This is a genomic window from Prevotella pectinovora, from assembly GCF_041323955.1.
Taxonomy (GTDB): Bacteria; Bacteroidota; Bacteroidia; order Bacteroidales; family Bacteroidaceae; genus Prevotella; species Prevotella pectinovora.
This window is the reverse complement of record NZ_JBGLIV010000001.1, coordinates 2,347,051-2,361,544: the sequence shown is the minus strand read 5'-3', so window position 1 is coordinate 2,361,544 and position 14,494 is coordinate 2,347,051. Positions and strand designations below refer to the sequence as shown.

General features: G+C 52.1%; 13 protein-coding genes. All 13 read left to right on the top strand.

Going from position 1 to position 14,494, the window contains the following annotated elements:
* Nucleotides 1–298: 298 nt before the first annotated feature.
* Nucleotides 299–988 (top strand): tRNA (adenosine(37)-N6)-threonylcarbamoyltransferase complex dimerization subunit type 1 TsaB, encoded by a 690-nt coding sequence (gene tsaB / locus ACDC99_RS09260; RefSeq protein WP_370756621.1) that lies wholly within the window; start codon nucleotides 299–301, stop codon nucleotides 986–988.
* A 25-nt stretch (nucleotides 989–1,013) separates the two neighbouring features.
* Entirely contained in the window at nucleotides 1,014–1,637 is a 624-nt protein-coding gene (locus tag ACDC99_RS09255; RefSeq protein ID WP_044080761.1) for a DUF4290 domain-containing protein, read from the top strand.
* Nucleotides 1,638–1,647: 10 nt separating this feature from the next.
* Complete coding sequence (murA, locus tag ACDC99_RS09250; RefSeq protein WP_022316665.1) at nucleotides 1,648–2,958, top strand: UDP-N-acetylglucosamine 1-carboxyvinyltransferase; 1,311 nt, start codon at nucleotides 1,648–1,650, stop codon at nucleotides 2,956–2,958.
* Nucleotides 2,958–3,494 (top strand): ribosome maturation factor RimM, encoded by a 537-nt coding sequence (rimM, locus tag ACDC99_RS09245; RefSeq protein ID WP_370756620.1) that lies wholly within the window; start codon nucleotides 2,958–2,960, stop codon nucleotides 3,492–3,494. Before murA ends, rimM begins: the two co-directional genes overlap by 1 nt.
* A gap of 1 nt (nucleotide 3,495) precedes the next feature.
* Nucleotides 3,496–4,650 (top strand): 1-deoxy-D-xylulose-5-phosphate reductoisomerase, encoded by a 1,155-nt coding sequence (locus ACDC99_RS09240; RefSeq protein WP_370756619.1) that lies wholly within the window; start codon nucleotides 3,496–3,498, stop codon nucleotides 4,648–4,650.
* 139 nt (nucleotides 4,651–4,789) lie between these two features.
* On the top strand, nucleotides 4,790–6,172 hold the full coding sequence (gene rseP / locus ACDC99_RS09235; protein WP_370756618.1) for an RIP metalloprotease RseP: 1,383 nt from the start codon (nucleotides 4,790–4,792) through the stop codon (nucleotides 6,170–6,172).
* A gap of 15 nt (nucleotides 6,173–6,187) precedes the next feature.
* Entirely contained in the window at nucleotides 6,188–8,140 is a 1,953-nt protein-coding gene (locus ACDC99_RS09230) for a phosphoethanolamine transferase (RefSeq protein ID WP_370756617.1), read from the top strand.
* Complete coding sequence (locus ACDC99_RS09225) at nucleotides 8,137–9,204, top strand: acyltransferase family protein (protein WP_042520182.1); 1,068 nt, start codon at nucleotides 8,137–8,139, stop codon at nucleotides 9,202–9,204. The genes ACDC99_RS09230 and ACDC99_RS09225 overlap by 4 nt, the downstream gene beginning before the upstream one ends.
* A gap of 111 nt (nucleotides 9,205–9,315) precedes the next feature.
* Nucleotides 9,316–10,368 carry an acyltransferase family protein gene (locus tag ACDC99_RS09220; RefSeq protein ID WP_042520181.1) on the top strand — a complete coding sequence of 351 codons (1,053 nt, stop codon included), beginning with the start codon at nucleotides 9,316–9,318 and terminating at the stop codon, nucleotides 10,366–10,368.
* A gap of 57 nt (nucleotides 10,369–10,425) precedes the next feature.
* On the top strand, nucleotides 10,426–11,310 hold the full coding sequence (locus tag ACDC99_RS09215; RefSeq protein WP_370756616.1) for a decaprenyl-phosphate phosphoribosyltransferase: 885 nt from the start codon (nucleotides 10,426–10,428) through the stop codon (nucleotides 11,308–11,310).
* Between the two features lie 38 nt (nucleotides 11,311–11,348).
* Entirely contained in the window at nucleotides 11,349–11,942 is a 594-nt protein-coding gene (locus tag ACDC99_RS09210; protein WP_278841998.1) for an HAD family hydrolase, read from the top strand.
* Nucleotides 11,943–12,008: 66 nt separating this feature from the next.
* Nucleotides 12,009–13,478: a DUF6080 domain-containing protein gene (locus ACDC99_RS09205; protein WP_287074537.1), complete on the top strand. Its 1,470-nt coding sequence runs from the start codon at nucleotides 12,009–12,011 to the stop codon at nucleotides 13,476–13,478.
* Nucleotides 13,479–13,583: 105 nt separating this feature from the next.
* Nucleotides 13,584–14,459 (top strand): YicC/YloC family endoribonuclease, encoded by an 876-nt coding sequence (locus ACDC99_RS09200; RefSeq protein ID WP_042520180.1) that lies wholly within the window; start codon nucleotides 13,584–13,586, stop codon nucleotides 14,457–14,459.
* Nucleotides 14,460–14,494 lie beyond the last annotated feature (35 nt).

The following is a 14,494-nucleotide window of genomic DNA, read 5'->3' as shown; positions in this document are numbered from 1 at the left end:
ATCTTTAGTCATCCTGTTTTTTGTGGATGGCTAAATTGTCGTGTGTTCAAATCGGCGACTGTTTTCGGTGATTTTTTCCGAATTGGGCACGGACAGGATTGCAAATGTGCCCAACCGGGGCAAGCACGTTGCCCAACATGGGCAAGCACGTTGCCCCAACTGGGCAAGCACCGTGCCCAATTTCGTAGCGGTGAACACAGGTGCGGAACAGTGTGAAAAGTGAAAATAGATGAATTATTTTGAATTGCAAGCTAATTGTACTATCTTTGCAAACTGTTATTCGAATACATTATTATATATGTCGTGCATTATCAATATTGAAACGAGCACAAACGTGTGCTCTCTAACAGTGAGTCAGGACGGCGCCGACATCTTTACGAAAGAAGACCATTCCGGACCTAACCACGCCGTAAAACTTGGAGAATTCGTAGACGAGGGACTGTCGTTCGCCGACAGTCATGCCATACCCGTTGATGCTGTTGCCGTGAGCTGCGGCCCCGGTTCCTACACCGGCCTCCGCATCGGAGTGTCGATGGCAAAAGGCATCTGCTACGGCAGGGGAGTGAATCTCATTGCCGTACCGACGCTCGAACTGATGGCGGTGCCCGTGTTGCTGCATCATGAGATAGAGGAGGACGCACTGCTCTGTCCGATGATCGACGCAAGGCGTATGGAGGTGTATGCCGCCGTGTACAACCGCCGTCTGCAGGAAGTCAGGAAGGTACAGGCCGACGTCGTAGACGCCGACACCTACAAGGAATTCCTCGACAAGGGGCCCGTGTATTTCTTCGGCAACGGAGCAGAGAAATGCATGGAGACCATAAACCATCCCAATGCCCACCTTATAAAGGATATCGAACCTCTGTCGAAATTCATGTACCCGCTGGCAGAGAAGAGGATAGCAGAGGAGAGATATGAAGACGTGGCATATTTCGTGCCATTCTATCTGAAGGACTTCGTGGCGAAGACACCACGTAAGCTCCTCTAAGGAAAAACAAGATAACTTACAGAAGATGAATATAAAAGGACTGGATTACAATACCGAGAGAGAAAAGCTCATCCTGCCGGAATACGGAAGGGAGGTGCAGCAGATGGTAGACATCGCCGTGAATCTGCCCACCAAGGAGGAGCGCCAGAGATGTGCCGAGACGATCGTGAGAGTGATGGAGCGCATGTTGCCTCAGAACCGCAACAATGCCGACTACAAATGCAAGCTCTGGGACCATCTCGCCATCATCAGCGACTTCAAACTCGACATCGACTATCCATACGACGTGAGCAAGGCGAAGGAAATATCAGAGAAGCCGAAACCGCTGGCTTATCCGATGACGAAAATCAAGGTGAGACACTATGGCCACCTGCTTTTCGAGAGCTTCGAACTGCTCAAGAAGATGGAGCCGGGAAAGGAGCGCGACGAACTGGCAAGGCTCACCGCAGAGCAGATGAAGCGCAACCTCGGGCAGTGGAGCCACGGCGCCAACAATTATGACAAGGTGGTAGACGACATCGCCCGCTTCACCGACGGAATAATCCAGCTCGACCCGAGAGAACTGCAGAACGCCCGCTTCAACCTGCCGCAGCCGCAACAGAAGAGCGGCGGCGGGTCGAAAGGAAAGCGAAGAAGACAAAACCACTAACCTACCCACTATGGAATCTTTCATCATAGAAGGCGGGCATCCGCTGAGCGGAACGATTACGCCGCAGGGAGCCAAGAACGAGGCCCTCGAAGTGATATGCGCCACTCTCCTGACAGAGGAGAAGGTGGTGATGAGAAACGTGCCGGACATTCTGGACGTGAACAACCTGATTCTCCTGCTGAAAGACATCGGCGTGAGCGTGGAGCGCATAGGCAAGAACGAATACACTTTTGAATCGAAAGACATAAATCTCGACTATCTCGGCAGCGAGGAGTTCGTGAAGAAATGCTCGTCGCTCCGTGGCAGCGTGCTGATGATCGGTCCGCTGCTCGCACGCTTCGGCAAGGCAGTGGTGGCAAAGCCCGGAGGCGACAAGATAGGCAGACGCCGGCTCGACACCCACTTCCTGGGATTCAAGAATCTGGGGGCCAAGTTCGTTCACAGCGAGGGCAGCAACACCTTCGAGATAAAGGCAAGCAGACTCAAGGGTACCTATATGCTTCTTGATGAGGCTTCGGTGACGGGAACGGCAAACATCGTGATGGCTGCCGTGCTCGCCAAGGGCACCACGACGATATACAACGCCGCCTGCGAACCATACATCCAGCAGCTGTGCAAGATGCTCAATGCCATGGGAGCGAAAATCAGCGGCATAGCGTCAAACCTGCTCACCATAGAGGGAGTGGACAAGCTGCATGGCGCCGACCACACCATATTGCCCGACATGATAGAGGTTGGCTCCTTTATCGGCATGGCGGCGATGGTGGGCAACGGACTGAGGATAAAGAACGTGTCGGTGGAGAATCTCGGTATCATACCAGATGCCTTCCGCCGGTTGGGAGTGAAGATATTGATAGAGGGCGACGACCTCTACATACCGCATGTGCCTCACTATCAGGTGGATTCGTTTATCGACGGATCGATAATGACGCTTGCCGATGCCCCTTGGCCCGGACTCACTCCAGACCTCATCTCCGTGTTGCTCGTGGTGGCTACACAGGCGAGAGGCAGCGTGCTCGTGCATCAGAAGATGTTCGAGAGCCGACTGTTCTTCGTTGACAAGCTGATAGACATGGGCGCACAGATAATACTCTGCGACCCACACCGCGCCGTTGTGATAGGCCACGACCACAAGGTGAGACTGAAAGCCGGCAGGATGACCAGCCCGGACATACGCGCCGGCATAGCGCTGCTCATAGCGGCTCTCAGCGCCAACGGCACGTCGAGAATCGATAATATAGCCCAGATAGACCGTGGCTATGAGGACATAGAGGCACGCCTCAATGCTCTCGGCGCCAACATTAAGCGTGTGAAAAACTGATGATAAGACAGGAAGAGGTATATAAGATTGGCAAGATTGGCAAGCCGCACGGAGTGAAGGGAGAGCTGACGCTCTTCTTCGACGACGATGTGTTCGACCGTGTCGACGCCGACTATCTCGTGCTCCTTATCGACGGCATCCTCGTGCCCTTCTATATGGAGGAGTGGAGATTTAAGTCGGGCGAGACGGCACTCGTGAAGTTTGAGGACATCGACACCAAGGAGGAAGCCAGCGAGATAGTGGGCAGCGAGGTGTATTTCCCCAAACATCTCTCCGACCGGGGCGACGACGAACTGACCTGGGACGAGCTGAAGGGATTCAGCCTTGCCGACGACAATATGGGCGGAACCATAGTAGGCAAAGTGGTGGGCATCGACGAGAGCACCATCAACGTGCTGCTCGAGGTGGAGACCGCCGGCGGCGACGTCGCGCTCATCCCGGCAAGCGAAGACATCATAGTGGATGTGGACGCCGGGAAGAAGCTGCTCAGGGCAAAACTTCCGGAAGGTCTTATCGACATCAACGACAACAACTGATATGAAAAAGCAAATAGCCATACTCGGCTCAACAGGATCAATAGGTACGCAGGCACTGGAGGTGATAGAAGAACACTCCGACCTATACGAGGTGTATTGCCTCACGGCAAACAACAGGGTGAGGGAACTGGCTGAACAGGCACGCAGGTTCAATCCTGCCGCCGTGGTGATAGCCAACGAGGCACACTACGAGGAACTGAAGTCGCTGCTCGCCGACTGTCCCGACATCAATGTATATGCCGGCAGACAGGCAATCGACGACATCGTGACAGCCGGTCCGATAGACATGGTGCTTACGGCGATGGTGGGATTCGCCGGACTGAGCCCTACCATCAGTGCGATAAAGGCACACAAGAAGATATGTCTCGCCAACAAAGAGACGCTCGTGGTGGCTGGCGAACTGATATGCAGGCTCGCGGCAGAGAACCACTCGCCGATACTCCCTGTGGACAGTGAGCATTCGGCGATATTCCAGAGCATCGTGGGCGAGGGCGACAACGACATAGAGAAAATCCTGCTCACGGCATCCGGCGGACCGTTCCGCACATTCTCAAAGGAACAGCTCGCCAAGGTGACGAAGGCAGACGCCCTGCACCATCCCACATGGGAGATGGGGGCGAAGATCACCATCGACAGCGCCTCGATGATGAACAAGGGCTTCGAGGTGATAGAGGCAAAGTGGCTCTTCGGAGTTGACGTAGACAAGATTCAGGTGCTCGTGCATCCGCAGTCGATAGTACATAGTGCGGTGCAGTTTGTCGACGGGGCTGTGAAAGCACAGCTCGGAGTGCCCGACATGCGTCTGCCGATACAGTATGCCTTCTCATATCCCGACAGACTGCATCTCAACGGCGACAGACTGAATCTCTTTGAGCATCCGCTGGAGTTCTTCGAGCCGGATATGGAGAAATTCCGCTGTCTGGCGCTTGCCTATGAGGCGATGCGCAAAGGCGGCAACATGCCTTGCATACTGAATGCCGCCAACGAGATAGTGAACCGCGGATTCCTTGACGACAAATGCGGTTTCCTCGACATGCCGCGCATCATAGAAGAGACCATGGCAAGGGTGGCGTTTGATGCCAACCCGTCGTACGACACCTACATCGCTACCGACGCCGAGGCAAGACGAGTGGCAACGGAGCTGATGGGAGCATGACGGAAACGGCAAAGAGACATCGTCCTTTACATTATTATATATATAGAAAGAAAGTGTGGAAGCCGTTTTACTCCAGTTCGTTTTGGAATGACGGCGCATCAACTCAAGAATAACAACCCAAGAATATCAACAAAACAAGATGGAAATATTTTTAATCAGATTGCTGCAGTTCATGCTCGCAATCTCTATCCTTGTCCTGCTGCATGAGGGCGGACACTTCTTTTTCTCAAAACTTTTCGGTGTGCGCGTAGAGAAGTTCTACCTTTTCTTCGACCCCTGGTTCCACCTCTTCGAATTCAAGCCGAAGAAGAGTGACACGACATACGGCGTGGGATGGCTGCCGCTGGGCGGATACTGCAAGATTTCGGGAATGATAGACGAATCGTTCGACACGGAGCAGATGAAACAGCCCGCACAACCATGGGAGTTCCGTTCCAAACCGGCATGGCAGCGACTACTGATAATGATTGGCGGAGTGCTCGTCAACTTCCTGCTCGCTTTGTTTATCTACAGTATGGTGCTCTTCTATTGGGGAGATTCATACATGCCTGTTCAGAACATGACGATGGGTATGAAATTCAACACCGAGGCAAAGGCAATAGGATTCAAGGACGGCGACGTGCCCGTAGGCACTGACCAGAAGGAATTCAAGAAGTTTGATGTTGATCTTTTCCGCAACATTGCTGATGCCAAGACCGTTACGGTGAAGAGAAAAGGAAAGCTCGTCACCATCACCCTGCCCGAAGACATGAGCCTGCTGAAGATGCTGAAGTCAGAACCGGCCTTCATGCGTCCGATCATACCAGCCGAGGTAGACAGCGTGATGCCAGACATGGCAGCCGCCAAGACAGGCATCAGGAAGGGCGACAGGATTGTGGCGTTCAACGGAGCGCCGGTGAACTCATGGTGCGATTTCGACGACCAGATAGGAGTGATGACCGACGTGATGACGGCTACGGCAAAGACAACGAAAGACTCGCTGAAGGTGCGCACCACTACTCTCGTGTATAAGAGCAAGGCTACAGGGCAGCTCGACACCGCAAAGGTGGTGCTGTCGCCGGAGCTGCAGTTGGGAGTGGGCAAGACGAGTCTCATGACATACTACAAGCCGGTGACGACGGAATATGGATTCCTCGAGAGTTTCCCGGCAGGAATCAAATATGGCATCGGCGTGTTGCGCGGATATGTAGACGACATGAAATACGTGTTCACGGCAGACGGCGCGAAGTCGCTCGGCGGATTCGGTGCCATCGGAAGTCTCTTCCCGCCGGTTTGGGACTGGATGCTGTTCTGGAGAATGACGGCATTCCTCAGCATCATCCTCGCATTCATGAACATACTGCCGATACCGGCACTCGACGGCGGCCACGTGCTCTTCCTCATATATGAAATGGTGACGGGACGCGCTCCAAGCGAGAAGTTCCTGTTGAGGGCAGAATACGTGGGCTTCACGATATTGATATTACTCATGGTGGTGGCAAATCTGAATGATGTGCTGCGCTGGTTGGGTTTCATGCACTAAGGCAATAAGAAACAAATGGGTTTTCTGATAAAACTGGGCAAGATATTGTCCTTGGGTCTGCTTCCGATAAGGCGCAACTCCGCCTTCTTCGTGACGATGTATATTCTGGGTATGATATGTGCGTATGCCGTCATACCAAAGAAGGGTGAATTATACAGTCTGGCATGGGAGGAACTGTTCTTCGACGTCTACCTCCTGTGTGTCGTCCTCGCCGTGATACCACAAAAGGTGAGGAGATGGATAAGACCGTTTTTCTATGTCCTGGCATACGCCACGGCAGTAGTAGACCTCTATTGCTTCGTGAGGTTCGACTCCACTCTCACTCCAACGATGCTGCTGCTCGTGGGCGAGACAAACGGAGATGAAGCCACGGAATTCCTGCAGTCGTATCTCAGTCTCGACCTGCTCGGAAGCAGCGTCGGACTGGTATTGCTGCTCATGCTGTTGCATATCCTCTATGCCGCATTCTCAAAGAAGGTGTGGCGATGGGCAAAAAGCAAATTGGCTGAGAACGAGAACCTGCTGCAGACAGCAAGAGAGGTGAAGGAGAAATTCCTGATTATGGCGCCATACGCAAGCGCTTCGCTGGGACTGGCAGCCGTGATACTCTTCTTCTCGTATGGCAACCTGTGTTGGGAAAACAAGGTGCTGTACCACAGGCTGATGTCGTATGACAACATCGGCGATGTGGAGCATGAACTGACAAAGAAGCCGCATGCCGTGCAATATCAACCGATATACAGACTGGCGTTCAGTCTTTATGCCAACGAACTGACGGCAAAGCAGCTCGTGAAACTCAAGGAGAGTCTCAACGAGGTGAAGGTGGACAGCTGTTCTTTCAAATCACGCAACATCGTGCTTATCATAGGAGAGAGCTACAACCGCAACCACTCACAACTCTACGGATACAAAACGCCGAACACTCCGCGACAGGTGAAGATGAGAAGAAGAGGCGAACTGGTGCCGTTTACCGACGTGGTGTCGCCATGGAACCTGACGAGCTTCGTGTTCAAGCATATATTCTCGCTATACACGGTGGGAGACAAAGGCGAATGGTGTGACTATCCGCTCTTCCCCGAGGTGTTCAGAAAGGCAGGTTATCACGTCACGTTCATGACAAACCAGTTCCTGCCGCAAGCCAAGGAGGCGGTGTATGACTTCAGCGGAGGATTCTTCCTCAATGACGAAGTGCTGAGCAAAGCACAGTTTGACACCCGCAACACAACGCTCTACCGCTTCGACAACGGACTGCTCCACAACTACGAGACGCTGAAGGGCGAGGGAGAAGGAAAGCCACAGCTGATAATCTTCCACCTGAAAGGACAGCATGTGGACTACAAGAGCCGCTGCCCGAAGGTGCAGAAGAAGTTTGACAAGGACTACTACAAGGATCTGCGCCCGGAGCTGAACGACAAGGAGCGTACGGCACTTGCCGAATACGACAACGCCACGCTTTACAACGACAGTATCGTGAAGGCAATTGTGGACAAGTTCAGAAAGCAGGATGCCATCGTAATCTACGTGCCTGACCACGGCGAGGAGTGCTACGACGGTGCACACTTCTACGGAAGGATGCACTCAGCCCAGGTGACGCCACGACTCGCACATGCCGAGTTTGAAATACCGATGTGGATATGGGCGTCAAGAAAATACAGAGCCACGCATCCGGAAATATGGAGAAGCGTGAAGGCAAGCAGGAAGCGTCCGTATATGACCGACGCCCTGCCGTATCTGCTGCTCGACCTCGCCGGCATCAGCTGTCCGCAATACCGCGACGAACTGAATATCCTCAGCGACAAGTATAACGCCAAGAGGAAAAGAATTCTCAAGGGAAAAGCCGACTACGACGAGCTGATGGCTCAGGAGAAAGCCGAAAAGGAAAAGGAGGCGGCAGAAGCGAAGAAGAACTCCAAGGACAAGAAAGACAAGAAGAAAGCCCGAAGGGGCATAAAGAAACATAGCAGATGAACAAGCAACAATTACTGAGCATAGCGGAATCGAAGGCGCTGAGAGGCATTGCCATTCTCGGCATCATTCTGCATAACTACTGTCACTTCCTGGGGTTCGCCGTGAAGGAGAACGAGTATACTTTCGATGCAGAAAAACCTATGATGATGCTGGACAGGCTCTGTTCGCTCAACCATTATCTGTTCGTGCACATACTGTCGTTCTTCGGACATTATGGAGTGCCGGTGTTCCTCTTCATCAGCGGCTTCGGACTGGTGATGAAATATGAATACAAGAACAAGGACAAGGAGACGCGGATACTGCCGTTCGTCTGGTATAACTATGCCAAACTGCTCCGGCTCATGTTCCTCGGATACATCGCCTTCGCCGTAGTGAGCTATCTCGACCCTCATGGCTATCATGGATATACCGTGGGCAGGGTAGTGGCGCAGCTGTTCATGTATATCAACATCCTGCCCGATCCCGACCATATCATCAAGCCGGGACCATACTGGTATTTCGGACTCACCCTGCAGCTGTATATCGTATACCGCTTGCTGTTATACCGCCGCAAGTCGGCTTACACGATAGCGCTCATCGCCGTATGCTGGATTCTGCAGACGGTGTTCTCGCCGGAGATGTATGGCAGTTGGGACTCTCTCAACCGCATCAGATACAATTTCATAGGAGGAATGCTGCCGTTCGGCATGGGAATGCTGTATGCCCGCCATGGCAGACTGTTGCCGAAGGGCGCCTATGCCGCTCTGGCGGTGGTGTCGGCGGCGGTGGTGTTCTGGGGAAGCTTCAATTTCCATTCATGGCTGTGGGTACCGGCATTCATCGTCATAGGAGCGGTGTCTACGTTCAAACTCCTGCCCGAATGGGCTTTGAAACCATGTATGTGGACAGGAGTGATATCATCGTCGCTCTTTGTCGTACACCCTGTTCTCAGGGAAATCATAATACCGATGTCGCGCCGTGGACAGGTGTTCACGGGAATAGTGGTATATCTCGTGGCGTCTGTCCTTTGCGCATGGCTGTTCATGAAGCTGCTGAAGTTCATACCCAAGCCAAAAAGCATCTGATGCTAACGCTGCTGACGGTGCCTGCCGTGTCAAAGTGCCACATGGCGGGCAGCGCAATGATGACACGCTGAATACGATAATTTTTCTAACATTCAAATCATTGTTGAATAGATGGTCAAGTTTGAGGATCTGAGCAAATACCGTGGCGAACTGATGGGACTCGCCATCCTGTTCGTCATCCTGTTTCATATAGGAATGCCGCAGAGCAATTTCTTCTATCCGCTCCGAAGGCTGGGAAACATCGGTGTGGACATGTTCCTGTTTGTAAGCGGTATGGGACTGTGGTTCTCTTGGACCCGTTCGCGACTGGGAAAGAAACTCGACGGCAACGGGGCAATGGGAATCCGCCAGGCAACGATACGCTTCTTCAAGCACCGCTACAAGCGGATCTATCCCGTTTGGATCATCGTGGCGTCGGTATTCTATATCGGCAAATACGTTGAGGCTCCCGGCAGCGGCTATAGTCCTGATATCCCCAATCTGATTGCCAACGTGTTGTTCAACTGGAGTTTCTGGCGAATAGACGACCTTACCTTCTGGTATGTTCCGGCAACGATGATGCTGTATATCTTCGCTCCGGGATATATGGAACTTGTGCGTGAGCGGCCTTCTTACCGCTGGCTGCCTGTGGCATTCATAATATTGGCGGCTATGGTGCGCTATGTACCGTTGATACACAACAGCGTGGGGCATCTGGAGATATTCTTCAGCCGCATACCGATATTTTTCATCGGCATAAACGCCGGGAAATGGGTGATGGAAAAGCGGACACTGGAGAAAGGCAGCATCTGGATGATAGTCATCATCTTTGCCATGAGCCTCTGGCTATGTCTCCAGCTCGAATATATCGGCCACAGAAGGTTTCCGCTGTTCATGGAGCGCATCGTCTACATACCGCTCACCGTCACGGCATTGCTTTTGGAATGCAAGCTCATAGCCGTAATGCCGAAGAATATAAACCGGGTGCTGACCATGCTCGGCACTATTAGTCTTGAGATATATCTCATTCACATACAGTTCGTCATGCTGCCGCTGCAGCAATACAAGCTCGGATATTGCGTTACGGCACTGTTGGTAATCGTGATATCAACGCCGGTGGCATACCTGCTGCATTGGATAATCGAAAAGGTGATGGGCTGCAGGGTATTCAGAATATTGCAATGACCATCAAATGGCTTTTGCAATGGCCATCAAGAACATACAACATCAAGAGCTTTCGTAATGAACATAAAGAACATACTATCCATAATCCGTCCACACCAGTGGATAAAGAATGTCTTCGTGATGGTACCGCTGTTCTTCGGCGGCAGCCTTCTCGATACCACTGACATCATAGCCTCGCTGATAGCGGCGCTGGCGTTCAGCTTCATAGCCTCGTCGATATACTGTCTTAACGACATCATCGACGTGGAGGACGACCGACGTCATCCCGTGAAACGCAACCGGCCGATAGCGTCGGGCAAGGTGAGCGTGAAACAGGGATATGTCTGCATGGCAATGATGGTGGCGCTGAGTTTCGGACTCGCGACGCTTATCGGCGAACAGGCAATGGGAGTGGCTGCGGCACTTGGAACGTATTTCCTGCTGAACATAGCCTACTGTCTGTGGCTGAAGAGATTCGCCATAGTGGACGTATGCGTGATAGCGTTCGGATTTGTGTTGAGGCTGCTCGTAGGCGGACTTGCCACGTGTATAGAACTGAGCAACTGGATTGTGCTCATGACATTCCTGCTCACGCTGTTCCTCTCTCTGGCAAAGCGACGCGACGATGTGGTGAGGATGAACGAAACCGGTCATGCGCCGCGGAAGAACACCATTCGATACAACCTGGAATTCATAAACCAGGCAATTACCATCACGGCAACGGTGACTCTCGTATGCTATATTATGTATACCGTGTCGCCGGAGGTGGAAAAGAGGATAGGCACACGCTATCTGTATCTCACCACAGTGTTCGTATTGCTCGGCATACTGAGGTATCTCCAGCTCACACTCGTTGACAACAAGAGTGGCGACCCTACCAAGACGATGCTGCGCGACAGGATGATGCAGATTGTGGTGGTGCTGTGGCTGCTGGCGTTCCTGCTCATAATATACGTGTTTTAGCGGCGTGACATTCCTGGCATTTTAAAAAATAAGAAGAGATGAAGAATATCTACGCATTCGATTTCGACGGAACACTGACGAAACGCGACTCGCTGATAGCCTTCCTGCTGTTTGCAAAAGGATGGAAAGAGTTTCTGAAATGTTTCGCACTGCATTTACATCTGCTGATAGCCATGAAACTGAAACTGGCTGACAGCGGAAAAGTGAAGGAAAGCATCTTCGCATACTATTTCCAGAATATGCCGGAGAGCATGTTCGACAACCTGTGTGAACGCTTTGCCGCCACACATTCACACATCCTGCGCCCGAAAGGCGTCGAGAGGGTGAGGGAGGCGATGGCAGAACCCGACTCCACGGTGATGATAGTGAGTGCGAGCATCAACAACTGGGTGGCGCCGTTTTTCAGGGAATTCCCCGGCATAGAGATATTCTGCACCAGGATAGAAGTGAAGGAAGGCAACCTGACGGGGCGTTTCCTATCTGCCAACTGCCGCGGCAAGGAGAAGGTGAGACGGATACTCGCCCTGCATCCCGACCGCAAGAGCTACTTCCTTACGGCGTTTGGCGACAGCAGCGGCGACATCGCAATGCTCGACTTTGCCGACGAGGGATTCTATAAACCGTTCAGATAACGCGACAATACACCGTTCAGATAACACGACAATACACAAAAAAGACAAAACAAGAAACAGCATAGCATGACAAATCCGATAAAAGAACTGAAGAATATCTTCATACAGATAGGCAGGATGTTCAGAGTGAAGAAAAACGAGGTGATACCTTCTCTCTCGGCTCTCGCCGTTTACATCATCCTCAACGCCCTGATAATAATGCGCTACTACGACTCGTTCTCCAAAGTGCACGTGGCGTTCTGGAAAAACTTCATCAAGAAGTTCAGCGTGTCGGGATTCGACCCTATTACGTATGTGGTGTTGAGCACGTGGGGACCTAAATACGACATACACCGGCATCCTCTGCTCGCATTCTTCGTATATCCGCTGTATCTGCTGAACACGGCGCTGATGGACCTCACCGGACTGAATCTCGTGCAGTTTATCATCGCCTTGATACTGCTCTTCCTCATGTTCTATTCCTTCATATTCATGATGAGGATATGCCGCGACATCATCGGACTGAGAAACACCGATGCCGCACTGCTCAGCGGATTCCTGTTCAGCTGCGCGTATATAATGCTGACATTCATCGTGCCCGACCATTTCGCACCGTCGATGTTCATGCTGCTCATGGCGCTCTATGTCTGTGGAGTGAAGATTCGCGACAAGAAACGGCTCAACGGATGGCAGGCGGTGCTCATGTTCATATTCACAGCCGGTACGACGCTGAGCAACGGTGCGAAGATCGTCATCGACGCTCTCTTCGTGGAGGGCAAGAGATTCTTCCGTCCCAAATACCTTATCTTCGCCATCGCCATACCATGTGCCGGAATGTGGTATCTGTCGGATGCGGAATACAGATATTACCGTCTGCCGGTGGAGCAGCAGCGAAGGGCAGACGTGAAGAAGGCGAGCGAAAGAGAATGGGCAAAGAACCATGCCGCCTTCATGGACACCACCACAATCATGGACTCCGCTGAGGCTGAGAAGGCTTTCAAGGTGTGGGACAACAAGCGGATTCTCGCCAAATACAGGAAAGACCAGAAGCTGCCATGGAATGCCCACAAGGGCAAACCGCTGGTGAAGAAGGGAATGCTGCAATACACCGACATGACGACACCACGCTGGCAGTCGCTTGTAGACAATGTCTTCGGAGAGACGATACAGCTGCATCAGGACTACCTGCTGGGCGACACGCTGCGCGACCGCCCCGTGTTCGTAAGCTACCGGAATGCCGTCAACTATATCGTAGAGGCTGCCATCGTATTGCTGTTCCTCTTTGGAATATGGTGTGGCAGGAAGAGCCGCTTCCTGTGGATGGCACTCCTGGGCTTCGGTATAGACTTCACCGTACATGTGATTCTCGGCTTCGGTCTCAACGAGGTATATATCATGGGAGCACACTGGCTGTTCATAATCCCAATCGCCATAGCCTTTGCCATGAAGAAGGCTGAGGGCAGAAGGCTCCTTGCGCTCCGGGCGCTGCTGGGCATCATCACGGCATTCCTGCTGATATACAACGGTTCGCTGCTCGTGGGCTATTTGCTGGCATAGTCCGTGCATAATGTCTGCAGACCGGCTTGAAGATAAAAACAACACGCCACATAGACGTATTTACGAATAAATGTGTAATTTTGCACAATTAATATTGATAAAAGCATGATACAATCAATGACTGGCTACGGCAAGGCTGTAGTGGAATACGGAGAAAAGAAAATAAACGTTGAGGTGAAGTCGCTTAACAGCAAGACTCTCGACCTCTCAACACGTATAGCGCCAATCTATCGCGAAAAGGAAATGCAGATACGACAGATGGTGTCGCAGGCTCTCACACGAGGCAAAGTGGACTTCAGCATCTGGATTGAGAAGGATACCGTGGTGGATGCCACACCCGTGAACGGAGCGCTCGTGGCAGGCTACTACAAGCAGATAAAGGAGATTATACAGAAGAACAACATACCGGAACCTGCCGACTGGCTCGCCACGCTGATGAGAATGCCCGATGTGCTGACGAAGACAGAAACGGAGACTCTAACCGACGAGGAATGGGAAGCTGCTACCAAAGCCATCAATGAGGCTCTCGGAAAGCTCACCGAATTCCGTATGCAGGAGGGAGCGGCTCTCCAGAGGAAGTTCAGCGAGAAAATTGACAATATCGCTGCCCTGCTCGAAAGCATCGAACCGTTTGAGAAGGCGAGGGTGGAGAAAATCCGCTCACGAATCATCGACGGACTGAAATCAATCCCCGAGGTGGAATACGACAAGAACCGTCTGGAGCAGGAACTCATATATTATATCGAGAAACTCGACATCAGCGAGGAGAAGCAGAGACTTGCCAACCATCTGAAATACTTCCGCGAGACGATGGAGGAGACTCAGGGAGTGGGCAAGAAGCTCGGATTCATAGCCCAGGAGATGGGACGCGAGATAAACACCACCGGCAGCAAGAGCAACAACGCCGAGATGCAGAACATCGTGGTGAAGATGAAAGATGAACTGGAGCAGATAAAAGAGCAAGTGCTCAACGCCCTCTAACCAGGATTCTGCTATCTGACTGTAATCTGTTTAAA

Excerpts from the sequence above, each read along its gene's own strand:
- tsaB (WP_370756621.1), top strand. The coding sequence starts at position 299 with ATGTCGTGCATTATCAATATTGAAACGAGCACAAACGTGTGCTCTCTA.
- ACDC99_RS09255 (WP_044080761.1), top strand. The coding sequence starts at position 1,014 with ATGAATATAAAAGGACTGGATTACAATACCGAGAGAGAAAAGCTCATC.
- murA (WP_022316665.1), top strand. The coding sequence starts at position 1,648 with ATGGAATCTTTCATCATAGAAGGCGGGCATCCGCTGAGCGGAACGATT.
- rimM (WP_370756620.1), top strand. The coding sequence starts at position 2,958 with ATGATAAGACAGGAAGAGGTATATAAGATTGGCAAGATTGGCAAGCCG.
- ACDC99_RS09240 (WP_370756619.1), top strand. The coding sequence starts at position 3,496 with ATGAAAAAGCAAATAGCCATACTCGGCTCAACAGGATCAATAGGTACG.
- rseP (WP_370756618.1), top strand. The coding sequence starts at position 4,790 with ATGGAAATATTTTTAATCAGATTGCTGCAGTTCATGCTCGCAATCTCT.
- ACDC99_RS09230 (WP_370756617.1), top strand. The coding sequence starts at position 6,188 with ATGGGTTTTCTGATAAAACTGGGCAAGATATTGTCCTTGGGTCTGCTT.
- ACDC99_RS09225 (WP_042520182.1), top strand. The coding sequence starts at position 8,137 with ATGAACAAGCAACAATTACTGAGCATAGCGGAATCGAAGGCGCTGAGA.
- ACDC99_RS09220 (WP_042520181.1), top strand. The coding sequence starts at position 9,316 with ATGGTCAAGTTTGAGGATCTGAGCAAATACCGTGGCGAACTGATGGGA.
- ACDC99_RS09215 (WP_370756616.1), top strand. The coding sequence starts at position 10,426 with ATGAACATAAAGAACATACTATCCATAATCCGTCCACACCAGTGGATA.
- ACDC99_RS09210 (WP_278841998.1), top strand. The coding sequence starts at position 11,349 with ATGAAGAATATCTACGCATTCGATTTCGACGGAACACTGACGAAACGC.
- ACDC99_RS09205 (WP_287074537.1), top strand. The coding sequence starts at position 12,009 with ATGACAAATCCGATAAAAGAACTGAAGAATATCTTCATACAGATAGGC.
- ACDC99_RS09200 (WP_042520180.1), top strand. The coding sequence starts at position 13,584 with ATGATACAATCAATGACTGGCTACGGCAAGGCTGTAGTGGAATACGGA.